The following is a 17,952-nucleotide window of genomic DNA, read 5'->3' on the forward strand; positions in this document are numbered from 1 at the left end:
ATGAGAGCTTATGATATTATCCTTAAAAAGAGGCAGGGCGAAGAGCTGAGCAAAGATGAAATAGAGTTTTTGATTAGTGGCTATACAAAAGGAGCGATTCCCGATTACCAGTTAGCTGCCTTTAGCATGGCTGTATTTTTCAAAGGAATGACTGAAGCAGAGACGCTATATATGACTACAGCCATGATGGAATCGGGAGAAATCATTTCACTAGAGGACTTAGGAGGAGTAGTAGTAGACAAGCACAGCACAGGCGGTGTAGGAGATACTACCACAATAGTATTAGCTCCCTTAGTAGCCGCCGCAGGAGTGCCAGTAGCTAAAATGTCAGGTAGAGGGTTAGGTCATACTGGAGGAACTATTGATAAGTTTGAAGCGATTCCTGGATTTGACCCTGAGTTGACCATAGATCAAATGAAGGAAAATGTGAAAAATATGGGGATAGCTGTTGTGGGACAAACTGCTAACTTAGTTCCAGCAGACAAAAAACTTTACTCTCTTAGGGATGTTACTGCTACCGTAGACAGCTTGCCCCTGATTGCCACTAGCATTATGAGTAAAAAATTAGCGGCTGGGGCCAAGGCCCTAGTCCTAGACGTGAAAGTGGGCAGTGGAGCATTTTTGCAGGAAGCCAGCCAGGCAGAAGAACTGGCTCAAATTATGGTTGATATTGGAAAGGGAGCTGGACGAGACACAGTAGCTGTAATATCCGATATGGATCAACCTCTGGGCAAAGCAGTGGGTAACTCCTTAGAAGTTATAGAAGCTCTAGAGACATTGCAGGGAAGGGGACCCAATGACTTAACCCAGTTGTGCTTAGAGTTAGGCAGTCAGATGCTAGTATTAGCTAATCGTGTTTCCTCTGCTGAGGAAGGACAGCAATTTTTAAAAGAGCTAATAGAGAATGGAGCAGCTTTTGAAAAGTTGCAGGAAATGGTCAAACTTCAAAAGGGAAGCGTAGAAGCCTTGACCGACTATTCCCTTTTGCCAACAGCCACTAATAAGCTTGTAGTAAAAGCTCCTAAAGGAGGATATATTAAAGCAATTAAAGCCAATGCTATTGGCAATAGTGCCATGTTACTAGGAGCGGGAAGAGCTGTAAAAGATCAGGAAATAGATTTAGCAGTGGGTATTATGTTAGAGAAGAAGGTAAGTGATCAGGTTGCAGCAGGAGAGCCCTTAGCAGTAATTCACTATAACCAGGATCAAAATCTAGAAAAGGTAAGCAATATGATTTTAGAGGCATATACAATCATGGATAGCCCTGTAGAGAAGAATCAGCTAATTAAAAGGGTTATAAAATAAATTTTAAAACACATCCAAAAATTTGGATGTGTTTTTTGTATAAAGTTTCTAATTGTGGATAAAATAAAATTTAGAAAGAGCATATAGCATTAAAGGGGAAGAAAGGAGAAGAAAATGCAGAGAAAAAGATTAGTTTTAATGACTATGCTAATTTTGGCATTTCTTTTAATTTGTAGTACAGCAGCACAAGCTGAGTTAGAGCTAGATGCTGAAGGTGCTATCTTGATGGAAGCCACTACAGGAAAAGTGATTTATGAACAGGACCCTGATAAGCCCTGGAAGCCGGCTAGTGTGACCAAGGTAATGACATTGCTACTAGCATTAGAGGCAATCGACCAAGGTAAGACTAGTTTAGATGATATGGTACTTGCCAGTGAATATGCCTGCGGTTATGGAGGCTCCCAGCTTTATCTGCAGCCTGGAGAAGAATTTACAATGCATGAAATGTTACTGGGGATAGCAGTAGGATCTGGGAATGACGCATCAGTGGCGGTAGCTGAACACTTATATGGATCCCATGAAGCCTTTGTAAAAGAAATGAACAACAAAGCTAAAGAATTGGGATTAAAGAACACCAGCTTCAAAAACGCCCATGGCTTAGATGACGACGATCATTACACTAGTGCTAGAGACATGGCAATCATTTCTCGCCATGCAGTGCTAAATTACCCTGAAATACTGGATTACACTGGAGTCAAATTTCATGTTTTCCGTGAAGAGCCATTGCTTGAGTTGTATAACACTAACAAGATGCTCTGGTGGTTTGAGGGTACAGATGGATTGAAAACTGGATTTACCTCAGCAGCCAAGAGGAACCTTTCTTCCACTGTAGAGAGAGATAATTTGCGGTTGTTGGCGGTAGTACTGGGAGTAGAACAGAAAAGTGGCCACTTTAAGGAATCCATGAAGCTCTACCAATACGGCTTTGCCCAATATCAATTTAACAAAGTAATTCCCGGTGGAGAAGAGGTGGCAAGACTTGAAGTAGCCAAGGGAAGTGTAGACGACGTAGCAGTAATAACTCCTAAGGATATCGGCTATATTTCTAAAAAAGGTGAAGAGGCTGACCCTCAGATTGAGTATCATCTAGATACTAAATTGACCGCACCCATAAAGAAAGGTGATGTGGTAGGGGAAGTTGTTATTACCCAGGATGGTGAAGAAATGTGTAGGGAAGAACTGATTGCAGCCTACCATGTGGAAAAAGCATCTCTGTGGCGTCAAATATATATAGTCAGCAGAAAAGTCATGTCAGTATTCTAAAGCCGATCATATGATTGGCTTTTTCGACATTCTTTCTCCCATTTCATGGGAGGTAATTTGGATAAAATGTTGAAACTTACTTAAAACAAATGAAGTAAAGATAGGGGAGGGGAAAAATGCAAGTAAGTATAAAAACTGTAGATCAAGTTCTTGTAATAGAAATTGACGGGGATATGGACTTAATAGTAGCTGAAAAACTAAAAGACCAAGTAGCCAAGCTCATGGGTCAACATCAGTGCAAGCACTTGATATTTAATTTAAAAAAAGTAGCTTTTATTGATAGTTCAGGTTTGGGGTTAATCCTTGGCCGGTACAAATATGTAACTGAAAAGGGTGGACAAGTTTTAATTGTTGAGCCTCAGCCCCAAGTAAAGCGCATATTGGAAATGTCGGGGTTAGAAAAAATAATGGGTATATACGAAAATGAAACAGAAGCTTTTGCTGAAATGGCTTAAAGGAGAGGTGAAAAAATGAGTGTGGAAAATAGAGATCGGAAAACTGTTAATTTTGCAAAGTTTGAGTTTTTAAGTTGTCCTGAGAATGTGGGGTTAGCTCGGATGACAATAGCGTCATTTGCGTCTCAGCTAGATATGACTTTAAATGATTTAGAAGAACTAAAAGTTGCTGCATCTGAAGCAGTATCTAATAGTGTTATTCACGGCTATGAAAACAAACCAGTGGGAACTATTCGCATGATTGCCCACCTATATGAGGACGCTCTGGAGATAGTTATTGAAGACGATGGCAAGGGTATTGAAGATATTGAGTTAGCAACACAACCTGCGTATTCCACTGTGCCGGAAAGGATGGGTCTGGGCTTTGTTTTTATGAATTCATTTATGGACGAAGTACATGTTAAATCTAATATAAACCAGGGAACTAAAGTTATATTGCGCAAATACTTGGCTAGTCAAGAAAACAGTGCTCAGAGCAGCGTATAGGAGTAATAATATGAATATGCGATTATCTGAAATGAATTTGCCTAGGTTTCCCTTGCTATCAGATAAAGAAATGGTTGATTTACTAAAAAGGGCAAAAGCTGGAGATGAAGAAGCGCGTGAATACTTGGTTAATTGTAACTTAAAATTAGTCTTTAATTTAGTTCAAAGGTTTGAAAACAGAGGGTATGAATTAGAAGATTTATTCCAAATAGGAACCATAGGATTGATGAAAGCCATAGACAAGTTTGACTTGTCCTACAATGTTAAGTTTTCTACTTATGCAGTTCCCATGATTATTGGAGAAATTAGAAGGTTTTTGCGGGATGATAGTCCAGTAAAAGTGAGCAGGTCACTGAAGGAAACTGCATATAAAATTCACAAGGTAAAAGAGCAACTGATTATGGACTTGGGGAGAGAACCCACAATTTCTGAAATAGCAGAAAAAATGGAGCGTCCTGTGGACGAGCTCATAGCTGCCCTAGAAGCAGTGCAAAATCCCACATCCATTCATGAGACACTATTTCAGGATGAAGGAGATCCAATTTACATATTAGATCAACTTACTAATGAAAAAGATGGAGAACCAGCCTGGTTTGATAATTTGGCATTGCGAGAGGTAATTGGCAAGCTTACAGAGCGAGAAAAGCAAGTAATTATACTGAGGTTTTTTCAGGATAAAACCCAGGTAGAAGTTGCAGAGATGATTGGCCTTTCCCAGGTTCAAGTCTCGCGAATTGAGCGGCAAGCATTAAAAAGTATTAAAATGCTAATGTCCAATCAGGAAAGCATGTAAGTGAATAAAAACATTTAGCTGTGGGCAATCTAAACTCAGAATTAAATTAAGGAGGATTGCCAATGCACGCTAAAGTAATTGAATTAGTAGGTGAATCTAGAGATAATTGGAATGATGCTGTTCAATCTGCAGTCAGAGAAGCATCACAAACAGTTAGTAACATTTCAGGCGTAGAAATATATAACTTAACTGCCAACGTAGACAATGGAAATATTGTGGAATACAAAGCCAATGTAAAGGTTGTATATCACAGCTAAGGACATCGATATGATGTCCTTTTTTTTTTCGACAAAACAAAAGTATAACATTAGGAAGCAAAGGGGAATATAATCCTTGAACCACATTTTTGGAGGCGAAAGATGAAAAAGAAATTGATAATTGTAACCGATGGTGACATGAGAGCGAAAGATGCAGTTGAAGTAGCTTGCAAAAATTTAAACCTAAGGTGCATTTCTTTATCTGCAGGCAACCCTACTCCGTTAGATGAAGAACAGGCCTTGCACTTGATAATGGCAGTTCAAGGAGAGCACGTAGTCTTTATGGCTGACGATCGGGGCCAAGCATTTATAGGAGAAGGGGAAAAGCTAATAAAATACCTAGCCGAGCATGAGGATATAGAGCTCATGGGGGTATTAGCGGTAGCTTCCAACAGTGCCAGTGGAGAAGGAGTTTATGTAGATTTTTCCATAGATTGTCAGGGCAACATAGTTGAGACCAATTCTGTAGACAAAGAGGGCCAAATCACCTCAGAGCACAATTACCTGAGAGGGGACACTGTAAGTGTGTTGAAAGATATTGAAGTGCCGGTAATTGCTGGAGTAGGTGATATTGGGAAAATGAACGGTAAAGATGATCCTACTAAAGGAGCGCCCTTAACTACCTCTGCTTTAAAGATGATCATAGAAAGGAGTGAACATAATGGCCAATAAGATGCCAGAGCAGATGAAGGTCAGCAAAAAGCTTAAGGAAAACCTAGAAGCAATAAAACACGAATTGAGTATAGATGAAAACTTTGATGTAATGTTGAGAGACGTACAGATAGCGGGCAGAGATGCAGCATTACTATTTGTAGATGGTTTTGCTAAAGATTTAGAAATGCTCCAAATCCTAAATGTAATCCAGAGTTTAAAGCGGGAAGATGTAGCTCCTAATACTATTAAGAAGTTAATTCAAAGATATATCGGCTACATAGAAGTTGAAACTGTAGAGACAGTAAACGAAGCTATAGATGAAGTATTAGCAGGTCCCTTAGCACTAATAATTGATGGACAGGACGAGATAATTCTCTTAGATGTGAGAGAGTATCCTGCACGGGGACCAGAAGAGCCAGATCTAGAAAAAGTAGTACGTGGCTCTAGAGATGGATTTGTAGAAACCCTTGTATTTAATACTGCACTAATCCGAAGGCGAGTAAGAGATCCAAACCTAAGGATGGAAGTGCTCCAGGCAGGAACCAGATCCAAGAATGATATCTGCGTCAGTTACATTAAGGATATTGCCAATGAAGATTTAGTTGACCAGGTTAAAGATTTAATAAATTCAATTGAAATAGATGGACTGCCCATGGCAGAAAAAGCAATAGAAGAGCTAATCACTCCGGGTAGTCATTGGAATCCATTTCCAAAGATTCGCTATACAGAGCGGCCTGATGTGGCAGCGGTACACTTACTAGAAGGACATGTATTAGTTATAGTGGATAATTCGCCTAGTGTAATTATTCTTCCTACCACTTACTTTCATCATCTACAGCATGTGGAAGAGTACAGGCAGAGTCCTACTGTGGGTGTGTACCTAAGATGGGTGAGATTTATAGCAATATTTGCTTCTATATTTGCACTACCCCTTTGGTTCCTATTTTCCATTCAGCCAGAACTATTGCCGGAGGGACTAGCCTTCATTGGGCCAGAAGAAGTGGGAGCCATACCTCTGTTTTGGCAGTTTATTATTGCTGAAATTGCTATTGACTTCTTGCGTATGGCTGCCATTCACACGCCGGCACCCTTGGCAACATCCCTGGGTCTAATTGCAGCTATATTGATAGGTGAGGTGGCCATAGATATTGGGCTGTTCATCCCTGAGGTGTTGTTGTATGCTGCGGTGGCAGCTGTAGGTACTTTTTCAACTCCCAGCTATGAATTGAGTAATGCCAATAGATTAGTTCGATTATTTCTCTTAATTATGATAGCTTTATTCCAATTACCGGGAGCAATAGCAGGAATTTTAATAACATTGATTTATTTAGGAATGACTAAATCCTTTGGCGTTCCCTATTTGTGGCCACTTTTCCCTTTGAACATAAAGGCTCTTGGGCGGGTTATGGTGCGACCACCTGTAGCAATTCAAAATGTGCGACCAAGTATCTTGAAGACAAAAGATTATATTAGACAATCTTCGCCAGCTACTAAGCCATTGAAAAAAGATGAAACAGAAGCCGAAGAAAACGACGAGGAAAAAGAGAAAAAGTAAATTATGAATAAATAAAAGGAAAAATATTCATAATAGTAGATAGTATAAATATGAGCTATTTGAGTAGGAGTGGTTTTGATGAAGAAGCCAAGAGTGGGAATACCTAGAGCCCTGATGTACTATTACTACTATCCCCAGTGGAAGTGTTTTCTAGAGGAGTTAGGGGCAGAGGTAATTGTTTCCCCTAAGACTAATAAACAAATCGTTAATGCTGGAGTTTTATCAGCAATCGATGAAGCCTGCCTTCCAGTAAAACTATATTATGGCCATGTGGAGTGGTTGAAGGACAAGGTAGACTATATCTTTATCCCTAGGGTTATTAGTATTGAACGGAAAGAGTATATTTGCCCTAAGTTTATGGGGTTGCCAGATATGATTAGAGCAAATGTATCTGAGTTGCCTCATATTATAGATGCTAGTTTAGATTTGAGTAAGCAGGAGAAGCAATTGCATGGGTTTGTGAGAGAAGTGGGTAAGCATTTTACCAATAATGGCTTTAAAATTGCCATGGCCTGGCGCAAGGCGCAAAAGAAGCAGAGAGAATTTTTGCAAATGGTTGTAGCAAAAAAAATACCGCCCCATGAAATGATTGAGTACTTAGAAGATAGAGAACCAAGAGTTCTCACAGCCCAAAATAATCAATTGACCATAGCCCTGTTGGGGCATGGATACAACATCTACGACGAATACATCAGCATGAACATAGTAAAAAAGTTAAGAGATATGAATATTAAAGTTGTCTTTCCCGATGTACTAAGTTCTGAAGTGATTGATGTGGAAGCAGCTAAATTACCTAAAAGGATGTTTTGGACCTTTGGCAAAAAAAACTTAGGTGGGGCAATGCACTATCTTAACAAAAACGAAAATATTGACGGAATGGTTCACATTGCGTCATTTGGCTGTGGGCCCGACTCTTTAGTAGGAGAATTAATTTATAGGAAAGCAAGAGATGGGGAGATGCCTATTCTCAATCTCACCATTGATGAACATACAGGGGAAGCAGGCATTGTAACAAGACTAGAGGCGTTTATAGACATGTTGATTAGAAGGAGAGTTGTTGCCCAGTGAAAGTAACTTTTCCCCATATGGGAAATTTAGATATTCCACTAAAAGCACTTTTAGAAGGAATCGGTCTTGAAGTTATAGTGCCGCCCAAAATAAGTAGAAAAACCCTTAACATAGGTGTACAAAATTCACCAGAATACGCTTGTTTGCCCCTTAAAATTAATATAGGTAATTTCGTGGAAGCTAAGGAGTTAGGTGCAGATACTATCCTAATGGCAGGGGGAGTGGGTCCTTGTAGATTTGGATATTATGCTAGCGTTCAAAAAGAGATATTAAAAGACATGGGGTGTAACTATGAGATGGTAGTTTTAGAGCCACCTGATACCCATTACAGTGAATTAATAAAAAAAATTAACCACTTAAAGAAATCAACCTCATGGTGGCAGCTGTATAAATCTCTAAAATTAGCTTGGCAAAAAGCTTGCGCTATCGATCAAATAGAACAAACAGTTCAAGAGATTAGGCCATTAGAGAGGGAAAGGAAAGCCGATAAGATTTTCAAGAAAAGTTTGCATGATCTAGATTTGGCTAAATCTAAAAATGACATTGTTGATATCACCACTACAGCACAACATGATTTGAGGGATATAGAGCTAAAGAGCAATTCTAGAGTGCCTAGAATTGCTATAGTTGGCGAGATATATACAGTGTTAGAGCCTTATGTTAATCACAACTTAGAGCAGGAATTAGGGCGCTTAGGTGCTCAAGTACATAGGTCACTTTATTTGAGTCAATGGATAAATGATCATCTTTTTATGGGAAAGCTTACTGTGCCGGGCTCAATAGGTAACGGACATAATGTAGAAAACAGCTATATTAGATCCTTTGTAGGAGGACATGGGCGGGAGACAGTCAGCTCTACAATTCAGTATGCAGAGCATCAGTTTGATGGAGTCATTCAGTTAGCTCCATTTACATGTATGCCAGAGATAGTTGCTCATTCCATAATGCCCACTGTGAGCGCTAATGTGGGAATACCCACAATGACTATTTACCTAGATGAACAGTCAGGAGAAGCGGGACTGAAAACCAGACTAGAGGCCTTTGTGGACTTAGTTTGGAGACAAAAAAATAAGATGGGAGCTGAAAGTAGTAGTGAATTGTTACCTGGGAATTGATGTGGGATCTGTTAGTACCAATATTGCAGTGTTAGATGAAAATCTTGAAGTCTATAAAGCTTACTATCTGAGGACAAAAGGACAACCCTTAATAACCATCCAAAAGGGACTTAAACAATTGCAAAAGGACTGCCCTGAATTGAATGTTAAAGGGGTGGGGACTACAGGAAGTGCTCGTCATTTAACTGCAACTATAATTGGTGCAGACGCTGTTAAGAATGAGATTACGGCTCATGCTGTGGCGGCATCTCATGTAAACCCTAAAGTAAAAACAGTTCTAGAAATAGGGGGGCAGGATTCAAAAATTATTATTTTGAGAAACGGGGTAGTTACTGACTTTGCCATGAATACAGTTTGCGCAGCTGGAACTGGTTCATTTTTGGATCAACAGGCGGCTAGGTTGGGAATTCCCATTGATGAATTTGGTGAAATGGCTTTAGAAAGTGAGATTCCCATTCGCATTGCTGGAAGGTGCTCTGTTTTTGCAGAATCCGATATGATTCACAAGCAACAGATGGGTCACAGTTTAGCTGATATAATTGCAGGCTTATCCCAAGCTCTAGTGAGAAATTATCTAAATAATGTGGGCAAGGGCAAGGATATTGAAGCACCTATTGTATTTCAAGGTGGAGTAGCAGCAAACCCTGGAATTAGAAAAGCTTTTAACGAAGCACTAAATACAGAAGTATTTGTTCCCGATAACTTTAAAGTTATGGGGGCAATAGGCTCTGCAATTTTAGCAAAGGAGGCAGTTGAAACCGTGAAAACTAAATTCAAAGGTTTTTCTGTCTCGCAAGGGGAGCACAAGCTCAAGAGCTTTGAGTGCTCAGATTGCCCCAACCTTTGCGAAGTAATTGAAGTTGCTTCAAACGGAAGCGTTCAAGCCCGCTGGGGCGATAAGTGTGGCAAGTGGGAAAACTGTAGTTGACAGATTTTCATAGACCTGTTATAATACCTCAAACATCTAATGGAATATGCATTAGATCAAAAAAGGCAGGAGATGTAAAAAGTGAAATTACACGGGACTATGACGATCAATGCCAAAGGACATTTAGAGATAGGAAATTGTGATGTTGTTGATTTGGCAAACCAGTACGGAACACCATTATACGTTATTGATGAAAAGCACTTTCGAGATAACTGTCGTCAATACTACAATGCCTTTACAGAGCAATCGGGAAGTAAGGTGTTGTATGCAAGCAAGGCTCTTTTGACAACAGCTATCTGTCGAATTATTCACAGTGAGGGTCTTGGTTTAGATGTAGTATCGGGGGGAGAAATACATACTGCTTTAAAAGCTGACTATCCCATGGAAAAAGTCTTCTTTCACGGAAACAATAAAACATTAGCAGAATTGGAAATGGCCCTAGATGCTAAGATTGGAAGAATTGTAGTTGATAATTACCATGAAATGCAGATGCTTAATGCAATTGCTGTTGAGAAAAGGCAAAAAGTAGATATTCATCTGCGAATCACTCCAGGAGTAGAGGCTCATACCCACGAGTATATTCAGACAGGGCAGATTGATTCTAAGTTTGGCTTTACCTTGAGTACAGGCAAAGCACTTGAAGCTGCAAAAAAAGTTGCCGAATACCCTCAATTAAACTTGGTGGGGATGCACTGTCATATTGGTTCGCAAATATTTGAACTAAAATCCTATCAGCATGCAGCTACAGTTATGCTGGAATTTGTGGAGCAAGTTAAAAAAGAAGCGGGCATAGAGTTAATTGAATTAAACCTGGGTGGAGGCTTTGGCATTTATTATACTGCTGAAGATGAGCCAGCAGACATCAAAGAGTATGCTGATTTAGTAGTGAGTACGGTAAAGGATAAGGCCCAGGAATTAGGACTTGTGGAGCCTCAGATATTTGTGGAACCAGGTAGATCCATAGCTGGAACTGCTGGGACAACTCTCTATACAATTGGTAGTACTAAGGAAATAGAAAACGTGCGCAAGTATGTAGCAGTAGATGGGGGGATGACAGATAACATCCGACCTGCTCTATATCAAGCTAAATATGAAGCCATGATTGCAAACAAAGGAAATGAACCTGCAGCAGAAGTAGTGTCTATAACTGGTAAGTGCTGTGAATCAGGTGATATGCTTATTTGGGATATTGAATTACCTAAGGCAGAAGCAGGAGATATTTTAGCAGTATCCTCAACTGGAGCTTATGGATATACCATGTCCAACAATTACAATAGGTTGACAAGACCGGGAATGGTATTGGTATATGAAGGAAACAGTGAGCTCATCGTAAGGCCTGAAACCTATGAAGACCTTACAGCAAAAGAAATAATTCCAGAGCGCTTAAAGTAATGATAAAGAAAAACTTCCGAGAAAATAAAAATGTTCTCTCGGAAGTTTTTTTAGTCAAGGTGGGTTGCTTTTTTTAAAAGGACATTTATGGTATAATTGTCTGGAAACTTTACAGGAAGGTGAGTTGCTATGATAGAAAACAGAATACTTAGTGGAATGAGGCCAACAGGAAAGTTGCACATAGGCCATTTAAGTGTTTTAGAAAACTGGGCAAAATTGCAAGAAGATTATAAGTGCTTTTTTATGGTAGCAGATTGGCATGCCCTTACTACTGCCTATGATAATACTGATGAAATAAAACAAAATCGAAGAGATATGGCTCTTGACTGGTTGAGTGTAGGAATTGACCCAGAAAGAAGTGTAATCTTTGTTCAATCGGAAGTAAAACAACACGCTGAATTGCACCTGCTATTCTCCATGAACACACCAATTTCATGGTTAGAGCGCTGCCCGACCTATAAGGATCAAGTTGCTCAACTTGGCAAGGAAGGGAAAGACATTAATACATATGGCTTTTTAGGTTATCCACTTTTACAGGCTGCGGATATCTTAGCATATAGAGCGGACACAGTGCCAGTAGGAGAAGATCAGATACCCCATCTAGAGATGACCAGGGAGATTGCCAGAAGATTTAATCACATCTACGATACTCAGGTTTTTCCTGAACCCAAGGCTAAATTAGCTAAAGTTTCAATGCTGCCAGGGTTAGATGGAAGAAAGATGAGTAAGAGCTACGGCAACATTATTGAAATAGGGGAGACAGGTAAAGACCTTCAGGGTAAAGTTCGACAAATGACTACAGACCCTAACAGAATTAAGAAAGACGATCCAGGGGATCCTGGCGTTTGTGTTGTGAACACATACCATGGTATCTATTCGGAAGCAGGACACGTAACTGAACTACAAGAAGCTTGTCGCCGTGGCGAAATTGGCTGTGTTCAGTGTAAGAAAGCTCTTACCACTAATCTTAGCCAGTTTATGGATCCTATTAGAACTAAGAGGGACGAGCTATCCCAAAACAGCATGATCGACGACATTCTAGCAGAGGGTGCAAAAAAAGCTGCTCTAGAAGCAGAAAAGACTATGGAAATAGTCAGAAGTGCTATGAAATTATAAGCGGGTGAGGTAGGTATATGTCCTATCAAATTAAACTAGAGGCCTTTAAAGGACCTTTCGATTTACTCATACATTTGATTGAAAAGAACAAACTAAATATTTATGATATTCCTATAGCAGAAATCACCAAGCAGTATATGGAATATTTAGAGAAAATGTCTGAAATGGACCTGGAAATTACCAGTCAATTTCTGGTGATGGCCTCTAGATTAATCTCCATTAAAGCCAGGATGCTATTGCCTAAACCGCAAGAAGAATCGGAAGAGGAAGAAGATGATCCTAGAGATGAGTTAATATCTCATCTGATTGAATACAAGAGATTTAAAGCTGCTGCAGATTTTCTGCAAGAGCAGTCTAGTTTGCCTGTGCAAGTTTATCCTAGAAACATGAATGAAGAGCATAACTCTATTTATGTAACTGAAGCTAAGGATAACACTATAGAGGGATTGACTCTAGATAAACTGACAAATGCCTTTAAGCGAGCTATTGAGCTTGCGGCCCAAGATGGGAAGACTGCTGAGGTAAAATTAGACCTGGTTACAGTTGAAGATAAAATGACAGATATTATGAGAAAGCTCCTTTACAAGGACAAGCGCACCTCCTTTGAGGAATTGCTCCTGAGGAAGGGTACAGTAAAAGAACTAGTCACTACTTTTTTGGCAGTTTTAGAGTTGGTAAAGAACAAGTTTGTAATTATTGAACAGAACATGTTATTTGGAGAAATATATATCTACAGAAATAATAATATTGAGTATGATTTTCAAGATTCTGAGGTGTAGCCATGATGACTGTCATGTTTAAAGAAGAAAATAAAGCAATTTTAGAAGCCCTTTTGTTTGTGGCATCTAATCCTGTGAAACTAGAAGAGTTAAGCAAAATAGTTAGCTTAACCCAGGAAGATACGGGGGAGTTGCTAGGAGAACTGAAAGCCGAATATCAACAATCCTGTAGAGGTTTTCAGCTAATGGAATCTGGAGACGGTTTTTATTTAGCTAGCAAGACTCGTTATGCTCCCTATATTCAAAAGCTGCTTCAAGACAACAATAGCAACAGGTTGTCAAAGGCATCTCTAGAGACGTTGGCAATAGTGGCCTACAAGCAACCTATTACTAGAAGTGAGATTGAGGCAATTAGAGGAGTTAAGTCAGAAAAGGCTATAACCACATTGCTAGAGAAAGAATTAATTAAGGAAGTGGGGAGAAAAGACGGGCCTGGAAAGCCAATTTTATATGGAACTACTAAGGGTTTTTTAAATAACTTTGGCTTAAACCATATCTCTGAACTGCCCCAAATAGAGGATTTTGAAGAGAGTATCAAAAATATACATGATGAGGACAAAATTACAAATTTTTAGTATATATATTAAATATTTGTGGAAAAATATCCATGTTTAACCACTATAGACTGGAGAGTGGGAGACATGGTTTTTTTTATTTTCTTATGGTACATATGGGTAATGGTGACACTTCTTTCTCTTGTGGAAATTAGGGTCTATATTATGCACAGCATGAAAGAGAAGAAGGTAGTTATTACGATTTTTTTGCTGTGGAAATTGATAAGGCTAAAAATCACATCTAAGTTTTTAAACCGGGTTAGAACCATGCTAGTTAGCTATTCGCGGAGGATTGCCCAAAGAACTGATGGCGAAGATGTGGTAGAACGACTTAGATCAGCAGTTAAAAAGGCCCAAGAGCTTCCTGAGTTAAAGATACTGCATGAATTAGGTAAACCATTTCACCTTAAGCATCTACTGTGGCAGAGCAGAGTGGGTACTGGAGACGCTGCAGAGACAGCAATAGCAACAGGTGCACTGCTTGCTGGAAAGTGGAATCTATATGGAATTTTAATCAAGTTCATCAAAAAACCAAAAGAGCCGGTCAAACTTGATGTTGTTCCAAATTATAACAGTAGAGATTTGTCGTTGTATTTGGATTGCATATTTGCCTTTCGAATAGGTCATATTATTATTACTGGCATAAAAGTTCTTATGATGTTGATAGTGAGCAGAATTAAAGGGGGTGAGGTTGTTGGCGGATCATCCAATAGAGTCGTTAATGAAAACAGCAATGGAAAGCATTAAAGAAATGGTAGACGTAAATACCGTAATAGGAGACCCGGTGGAAACTCCAGATGGCAGTGTGATTATACCCATATCCAGAGTTTCTTGCGGATTTGCCTCTGGAGGTAGTGAATTTGAGAGCAGCAAGAGCGGAAACAAAGAAAGTAGCCTGCCCTTTGGTGGTGGAAGTGGTGCGGGGGTGTCTGTTCAGCCCATGGGATTTTTGGTAGTGGGAAAAGATCAGGTACGCTTCTTGCCAGTTGATGGAAACCAAGTGGCAGATAGACTTATTGATTTAGCCCCTAAAGTGGTGGAACATATTCAGAATATGCTTAACAAAAATTCAGAGCCAGATGAAACAATAGCAATGAAATTTGAAACAGAGGATAACATCTAAAGCGCAGATTATGCGCTTTTTTTATTTTTCTGTTCTAATAAAGCCAAGCAGCACATATTTTGAGAATATACTGCTGTGGAGGTTTTGCAATGATTAATGTTATTTGGATGTTACTGTTGGTTACGGGAATTATAACTGCTGCGGTTCGAGGCAAGATAGAAGTGGTTACAGAAGCTGCAATGGAGGCAGCTCAAACAAGTGTCACTATCTCCATAGAAATAATAGGGGTAATGGCGCTTTGGTTGGGAATTATGAAAATAGCCGAAAAAGGCGGCCTGATAAATTTTATAGCCAGAGGGCTTCGCCCGGTGACTAGATTTCTCTTTCCCTCCATTCCGAAAGATCATCCGGCTATGGGTCCAATAATAATGAATATTAGTGCCAATGTTCTTGGATTGGGAAATGCCGCAACACCATTTGGTTTAAAGGCTATGCAGGAGTTGCAAAAGACAAATCCCAACAAAAAAGTAGCCAGTGATGCTATGTGTACATTTTTGGCCCTTAACACATCATGTATTACTATACTGCCAGCTACAGTTCTAGCTATTAGAGTGGCAGCAAATTCAGCAAACCCTACTGAGATTGTGGGGACCACTATTTTTGCAACTACCATAGGCACTATAGTTGCATTGACAGCAGACAGATTTTTACGAGGTATGAGCCGTTAGTTTACTTTTGGGGGGATAACAATGGCCTTATTTATAACAGAGCTTTCTAAGTGGACAGTACCATTATTGCTGCTTATAATTCCGCTAGTGGGGTATTTAAGAGGAGTAAAGGTTTATGAAGCCTTTGTGGAGGGAGCAGAGCAGGGGTTTACTACAGCCATAAAAATTATTCCCTTTTTAGTGGGAATGCTAGTTGCTATAAGTGTCTTTAGGGCATCAGGAGCAATGGACATTGTTTTGGCTGCCTTTTTACCCCTGATGAAGTTAATCGGAGCACCTACTGAAGTCCTACCTTTGGCAATTATGAGACCTCTATCAGGGGGAGCTGCACTGGGGTTAACTGCAGAATTAATTCAAGTGTATGGCCCAGATAGTTTAATCGGCAGGTTAGCGTCCACTATTCAGGGAAGTACTGATACTACCTTTTTTGTGCTCACAGTTTATTTTGGATCGGTTGGCATTAGAAGGTATAGGCACGCACTTACTGTTGGTCTATTAGGAGACTTAACAGGTTTTTTGGCATCTATATACATTGTAATGCTAGTCTTCGGATAAATTCTTTAAGAACTGAAGAAAATATGATAACATAAATTAAAAACTGGTGGAGTGGTAAAAGATGGAGCGATTACAGAAATACATGGCACAGTGTGGCGTTGGATCTAGAAGAAAGTGTGAAGAATATATAGAAGCTGGAAGTGTAAAGGTAAATGGCGAAGTAGTGAGGGAGTTGGGAACAAAAATAGACCCGGAAACTGACATAGTGGAGTATCAAGGGCGGGTGATTAAGCAGGAAGAGAATAAGGTATACATTCTCTTGAACAAGCCGCCTAAGTACATAACCACAGTACAAGATGAAATGGACAGACCAAAGGTAATGGACTTGCTCACAGATGTTCAGGAGCGGGTTTTTCCTGTGGGCAGATTGGACTGGGGTACTGAAGGACTACTGCTACTCACCAATGATGGTGAACTAGCTCATATTTTGACCCATCCCAGCTTTAAAGTTGAGAAGGAATATCATGCACTAGTTCCGGGCAAGGTAGATGATCATCAGTTAGAGCAACTGAGAACAGGAATCATGTTGGATGATGGAATCACTCACCCGGCCAAGGTAAAAAGATTGAAAACGGAGGGCAAAAAGACCTGGTTGGCTATTAGCATCCATGAAGGCAGGAATAGACAGGTTCGGAGAATGTGTGCTGCTATAGGACATCCGGTTATTCAGTTGAAACGGGTCAGATTGGGAGGCCTAACAGGGGACAAGCTCAAGGTAGGAGAATACAAGTTTCTAACGGAAGAAGAAATAAATCTGTTATTAGGAAAAGGTGGATATAAGAAGGAAAAGTAATTAAGTTGTAGAATTTTAACCCAAAGGAGGGGAGCGCTATGGAAAAAGGGCTCTTACAGGTATACACTGGGAATGGAAAGGGCAAAACCACTGCAGCAATGGGACTAGCAATACGAGCTGTGGGGCAAGGCTTGAGAGTACATATAATTCAGTTTTTGAAGCAGGGAATAGATTACGGAGAGGTAAAGAGCTTTGCTAAAATAGAAGGTATAACCATTGAATCCTATGGGGGGCCAGGCTTTATCTTTAGAGATGGGGTCAAGGAAGAGGATCTACAGCTAGCTGAAAAAGCAATAGCTAAAGCAAAAGAGTTGGTTACAGCAGGCAAATGTGACCTGTTAATTCTAGATGAAATTAATAATGCACTTCAAGTAGGAGTAATTTCAAGGGAACAGCTAGAGGAAATACTAAATCTTAGACCCGATACTATGGAGTTAGTTCTCACTGGTAGAAATGCACCTCAGTTCTTAATAGATAGAGCTGATCTAGTTACAGAAATGAAAGAAATTAAACATCCTTTCAAAAATGGTCAAAAGAGTAGAAGGGGAATTGAATACTGATTTAGAGGGGGCTAAGCTATGACAATTGTCAAAGAAAGTGAAGAATTAAATAAAAACAATATAAAGGCAAGAATTAGGCTAGATTACAGAGGGGACCTAAAAAGCACCAAGTTTTTTTTCAGCAACAAAAACACCGAAAGAGCTGCTGAAGAATTGCGAGAGCAAAAGGTAAACCTGTTAAAAAACGTACCCATGCAAGGTATCACTGTTGAGGACATAGATTTGAGCACAGATGTGTATACTATATTTGATGAAGTTACCGGTGCAGAAGCGGCCTTTGCACCAGTTCAAATAATAGTTGACGCTATTTCTCTAGAGGATTTAATGCAATTTGTATTAAAAGAAGAGTTCCGAAAAATAGAAATAATTGAGCCTCAAGAGTTGGACTTTGGGGCAAAAGACGTAGAGAGACTGCTATATAGGACAAGCTCAGAGTTAAATAGATTGAGGATAAATTTAGAGAGAAAATATAGTAAATAAAAAATACAAGCAGGATTTTCGACTAATACAGAGAACTACAACAGAAGAGAAAA

Annotated in this window: 22 protein-coding genes; all 22 read left to right on the forward strand. The window is 39.6% G+C overall.

Annotation, left to right across the window (positions count from 1 at the left end):
• The 22 genes from GGQ84_RS05280 (at position 1) to GGQ84_RS05385 (ending at position 17,899) form a co-directional block, all read left to right on the forward strand.
• Positions 1–1,305: a pyrimidine-nucleoside phosphorylase gene (locus GGQ84_RS05280; RefSeq protein WP_429160121.1), complete on the forward strand. Its 1,305-nt coding sequence runs from the start codon at positions 1–3 to the stop codon at positions 1,303–1,305.
• 114 nt (positions 1,306–1,419) lie between these two features.
• Positions 1,420–2,568 (forward strand): D-alanyl-D-alanine carboxypeptidase family protein, encoded by a 1,149-nt coding sequence (locus GGQ84_RS05285; protein WP_429160124.1) that lies wholly within the window; start codon positions 1,420–1,422, stop codon positions 2,566–2,568.
• A gap of 116 nt (positions 2,569–2,684) precedes the next feature.
• The gene (gene spoIIAA / locus GGQ84_RS05290) at positions 2,685–3,023 is read left to right on the forward strand and encodes an anti-sigma F factor antagonist (protein WP_429160127.1); all 339 of its coding nucleotides are present in this window, start codon (positions 2,685–2,687) and stop codon (positions 3,021–3,023) included.
• Between the two features lie 15 nt (positions 3,024–3,038).
• The gene (spoIIAB, locus tag GGQ84_RS05295) at positions 3,039–3,509 is read left to right on the forward strand and encodes an anti-sigma F factor (RefSeq protein WP_429160130.1); all 471 of its coding nucleotides are present in this window, start codon (positions 3,039–3,041) and stop codon (positions 3,507–3,509) included.
• 10 nt (positions 3,510–3,519) lie between these two features.
• Positions 3,520–4,302, forward strand: a complete 783-nt coding sequence (gene sigF, locus GGQ84_RS05300) for an RNA polymerase sporulation sigma factor SigF (protein WP_429160133.1) — start codon at positions 3,520–3,522, stop codon at positions 4,300–4,302.
• Positions 4,303–4,364: 62 nt separating this feature from the next.
• A complete protein-coding gene (locus GGQ84_RS05305) occupies positions 4,365–4,559 on the forward strand; it encodes a dodecin family protein (RefSeq protein ID WP_429160136.1) in 195 nt (64 codons plus the stop codon).
• 102 nt (positions 4,560–4,661) lie between these two features.
• On the forward strand, positions 4,662–5,231 hold the full coding sequence (locus GGQ84_RS05310) for a stage V sporulation protein AE (RefSeq protein WP_429160139.1): 570 nt from the start codon (positions 4,662–4,664) through the stop codon (positions 5,229–5,231).
• Positions 5,221–6,768, forward strand: coding sequence for a spore germination protein (locus GGQ84_RS05315; RefSeq protein ID WP_429160142.1), 1,548 nt, complete (start codon positions 5,221–5,223; stop codon positions 6,766–6,768). The genes GGQ84_RS05310 and GGQ84_RS05315 overlap by 11 nt, the downstream gene beginning before the upstream one ends.
• A gap of 78 nt (positions 6,769–6,846) precedes the next feature.
• Positions 6,847–7,836 (forward strand): acyl-CoA dehydratase activase-related protein, encoded by a 990-nt coding sequence (locus tag GGQ84_RS05320; RefSeq protein WP_429160144.1) that lies wholly within the window; start codon positions 6,847–6,849, stop codon positions 7,834–7,836.
• Positions 7,833–8,951, forward strand: coding sequence for an acyl-CoA dehydratase activase-related protein (locus GGQ84_RS05325; RefSeq protein WP_429160147.1), 1,119 nt, complete (start codon positions 7,833–7,835; stop codon positions 8,949–8,951). The genes GGQ84_RS05320 and GGQ84_RS05325 overlap by 4 nt, the downstream gene beginning before the upstream one ends.
• Entirely contained in the window at positions 8,929–9,879 is a 951-nt protein-coding gene (locus GGQ84_RS05330; RefSeq protein WP_429160150.1) for an acyl-CoA dehydratase activase, read from the forward strand. The genes GGQ84_RS05325 and GGQ84_RS05330 overlap by 23 nt, the downstream gene beginning before the upstream one ends.
• An 81-nt stretch (positions 9,880–9,960) precedes the next feature.
• On the forward strand, positions 9,961–11,271 hold the full coding sequence (gene lysA / locus GGQ84_RS05335; protein ID WP_429160152.1) for a diaminopimelate decarboxylase: 1,311 nt from the start codon (positions 9,961–9,963) through the stop codon (positions 11,269–11,271).
• Positions 11,272–11,400: 129 nt separating this feature from the next.
• Positions 11,401–12,387, forward strand: a complete 987-nt coding sequence (trpS, locus tag GGQ84_RS05340; RefSeq protein ID WP_429160154.1) for a tryptophan--tRNA ligase — start codon at positions 11,401–11,403, stop codon at positions 12,385–12,387.
• A gap of 17 nt (positions 12,388–12,404) precedes the next feature.
• Positions 12,405–13,166 carry a segregation and condensation protein A gene (locus tag GGQ84_RS05345; protein WP_429160156.1) on the forward strand — a complete coding sequence of 254 codons (762 nt, stop codon included), beginning with the start codon at positions 12,405–12,407 and terminating at the stop codon, positions 13,164–13,166.
• A 2-nt stretch (positions 13,167–13,168) separates the two neighbouring features.
• Positions 13,169–13,741 carry an SMC-Scp complex subunit ScpB gene (gene scpB, locus GGQ84_RS05350; RefSeq protein ID WP_429160158.1) on the forward strand — a complete coding sequence of 191 codons (573 nt, stop codon included), beginning with the start codon at positions 13,169–13,171 and terminating at the stop codon, positions 13,739–13,741.
• 102 nt (positions 13,742–13,843) lie between these two features.
• The gene (locus GGQ84_RS05355; RefSeq protein WP_429160161.1) at positions 13,844–14,467 is read left to right on the forward strand and encodes a DUF2953 domain-containing protein; all 624 of its coding nucleotides are present in this window, start codon (positions 13,844–13,846) and stop codon (positions 14,465–14,467) included.
• Complete coding sequence (gene ytfJ / locus GGQ84_RS05360) at positions 14,442–14,843, forward strand: GerW family sporulation protein (protein ID WP_429160163.1); 402 nt, start codon at positions 14,442–14,444, stop codon at positions 14,841–14,843. Before GGQ84_RS05355 ends, ytfJ begins: the two co-directional genes overlap by 26 nt.
• 89 nt (positions 14,844–14,932) lie before the next feature.
• Positions 14,933–15,511, forward strand: coding sequence for a nucleoside recognition domain-containing protein (locus GGQ84_RS05365; protein ID WP_429160166.1), 579 nt, complete (start codon positions 14,933–14,935; stop codon positions 15,509–15,511).
• Positions 15,512–15,532: 21 nt separating this feature from the next.
• Entirely contained in the window at positions 15,533–16,066 is a 534-nt protein-coding gene (locus tag GGQ84_RS05370) for a spore maturation protein (protein ID WP_429160169.1), read from the forward strand.
• 61 nt (positions 16,067–16,127) lie between these two features.
• Positions 16,128–16,859 (forward strand): pseudouridine synthase, encoded by a 732-nt coding sequence (locus GGQ84_RS05375; RefSeq protein ID WP_429160171.1) that lies wholly within the window; start codon positions 16,128–16,130, stop codon positions 16,857–16,859.
• A 38-nt stretch (positions 16,860–16,897) separates the two neighbouring features.
• Positions 16,898–17,419 carry a cob(I)yrinic acid a,c-diamide adenosyltransferase gene (cobO, locus tag GGQ84_RS05380; RefSeq protein WP_429160173.1) on the forward strand — a complete coding sequence of 174 codons (522 nt, stop codon included), beginning with the start codon at positions 16,898–16,900 and terminating at the stop codon, positions 17,417–17,419.
• Between the two features lie 18 nt (positions 17,420–17,437).
• On the forward strand, positions 17,438–17,899 hold the full coding sequence (locus tag GGQ84_RS05385; protein ID WP_429160176.1) for a hypothetical protein: 462 nt from the start codon (positions 17,438–17,440) through the stop codon (positions 17,897–17,899).
• Positions 17,900–17,952 lie beyond the last annotated feature (53 nt).

The organism is Desulfitispora alkaliphila, from assembly GCF_050433185.1.
Lineage (GTDB): Bacteria > Bacillota > Desulfitisporia > Desulfitisporales > Desulfitisporaceae > Desulfitispora > Desulfitispora alkaliphila.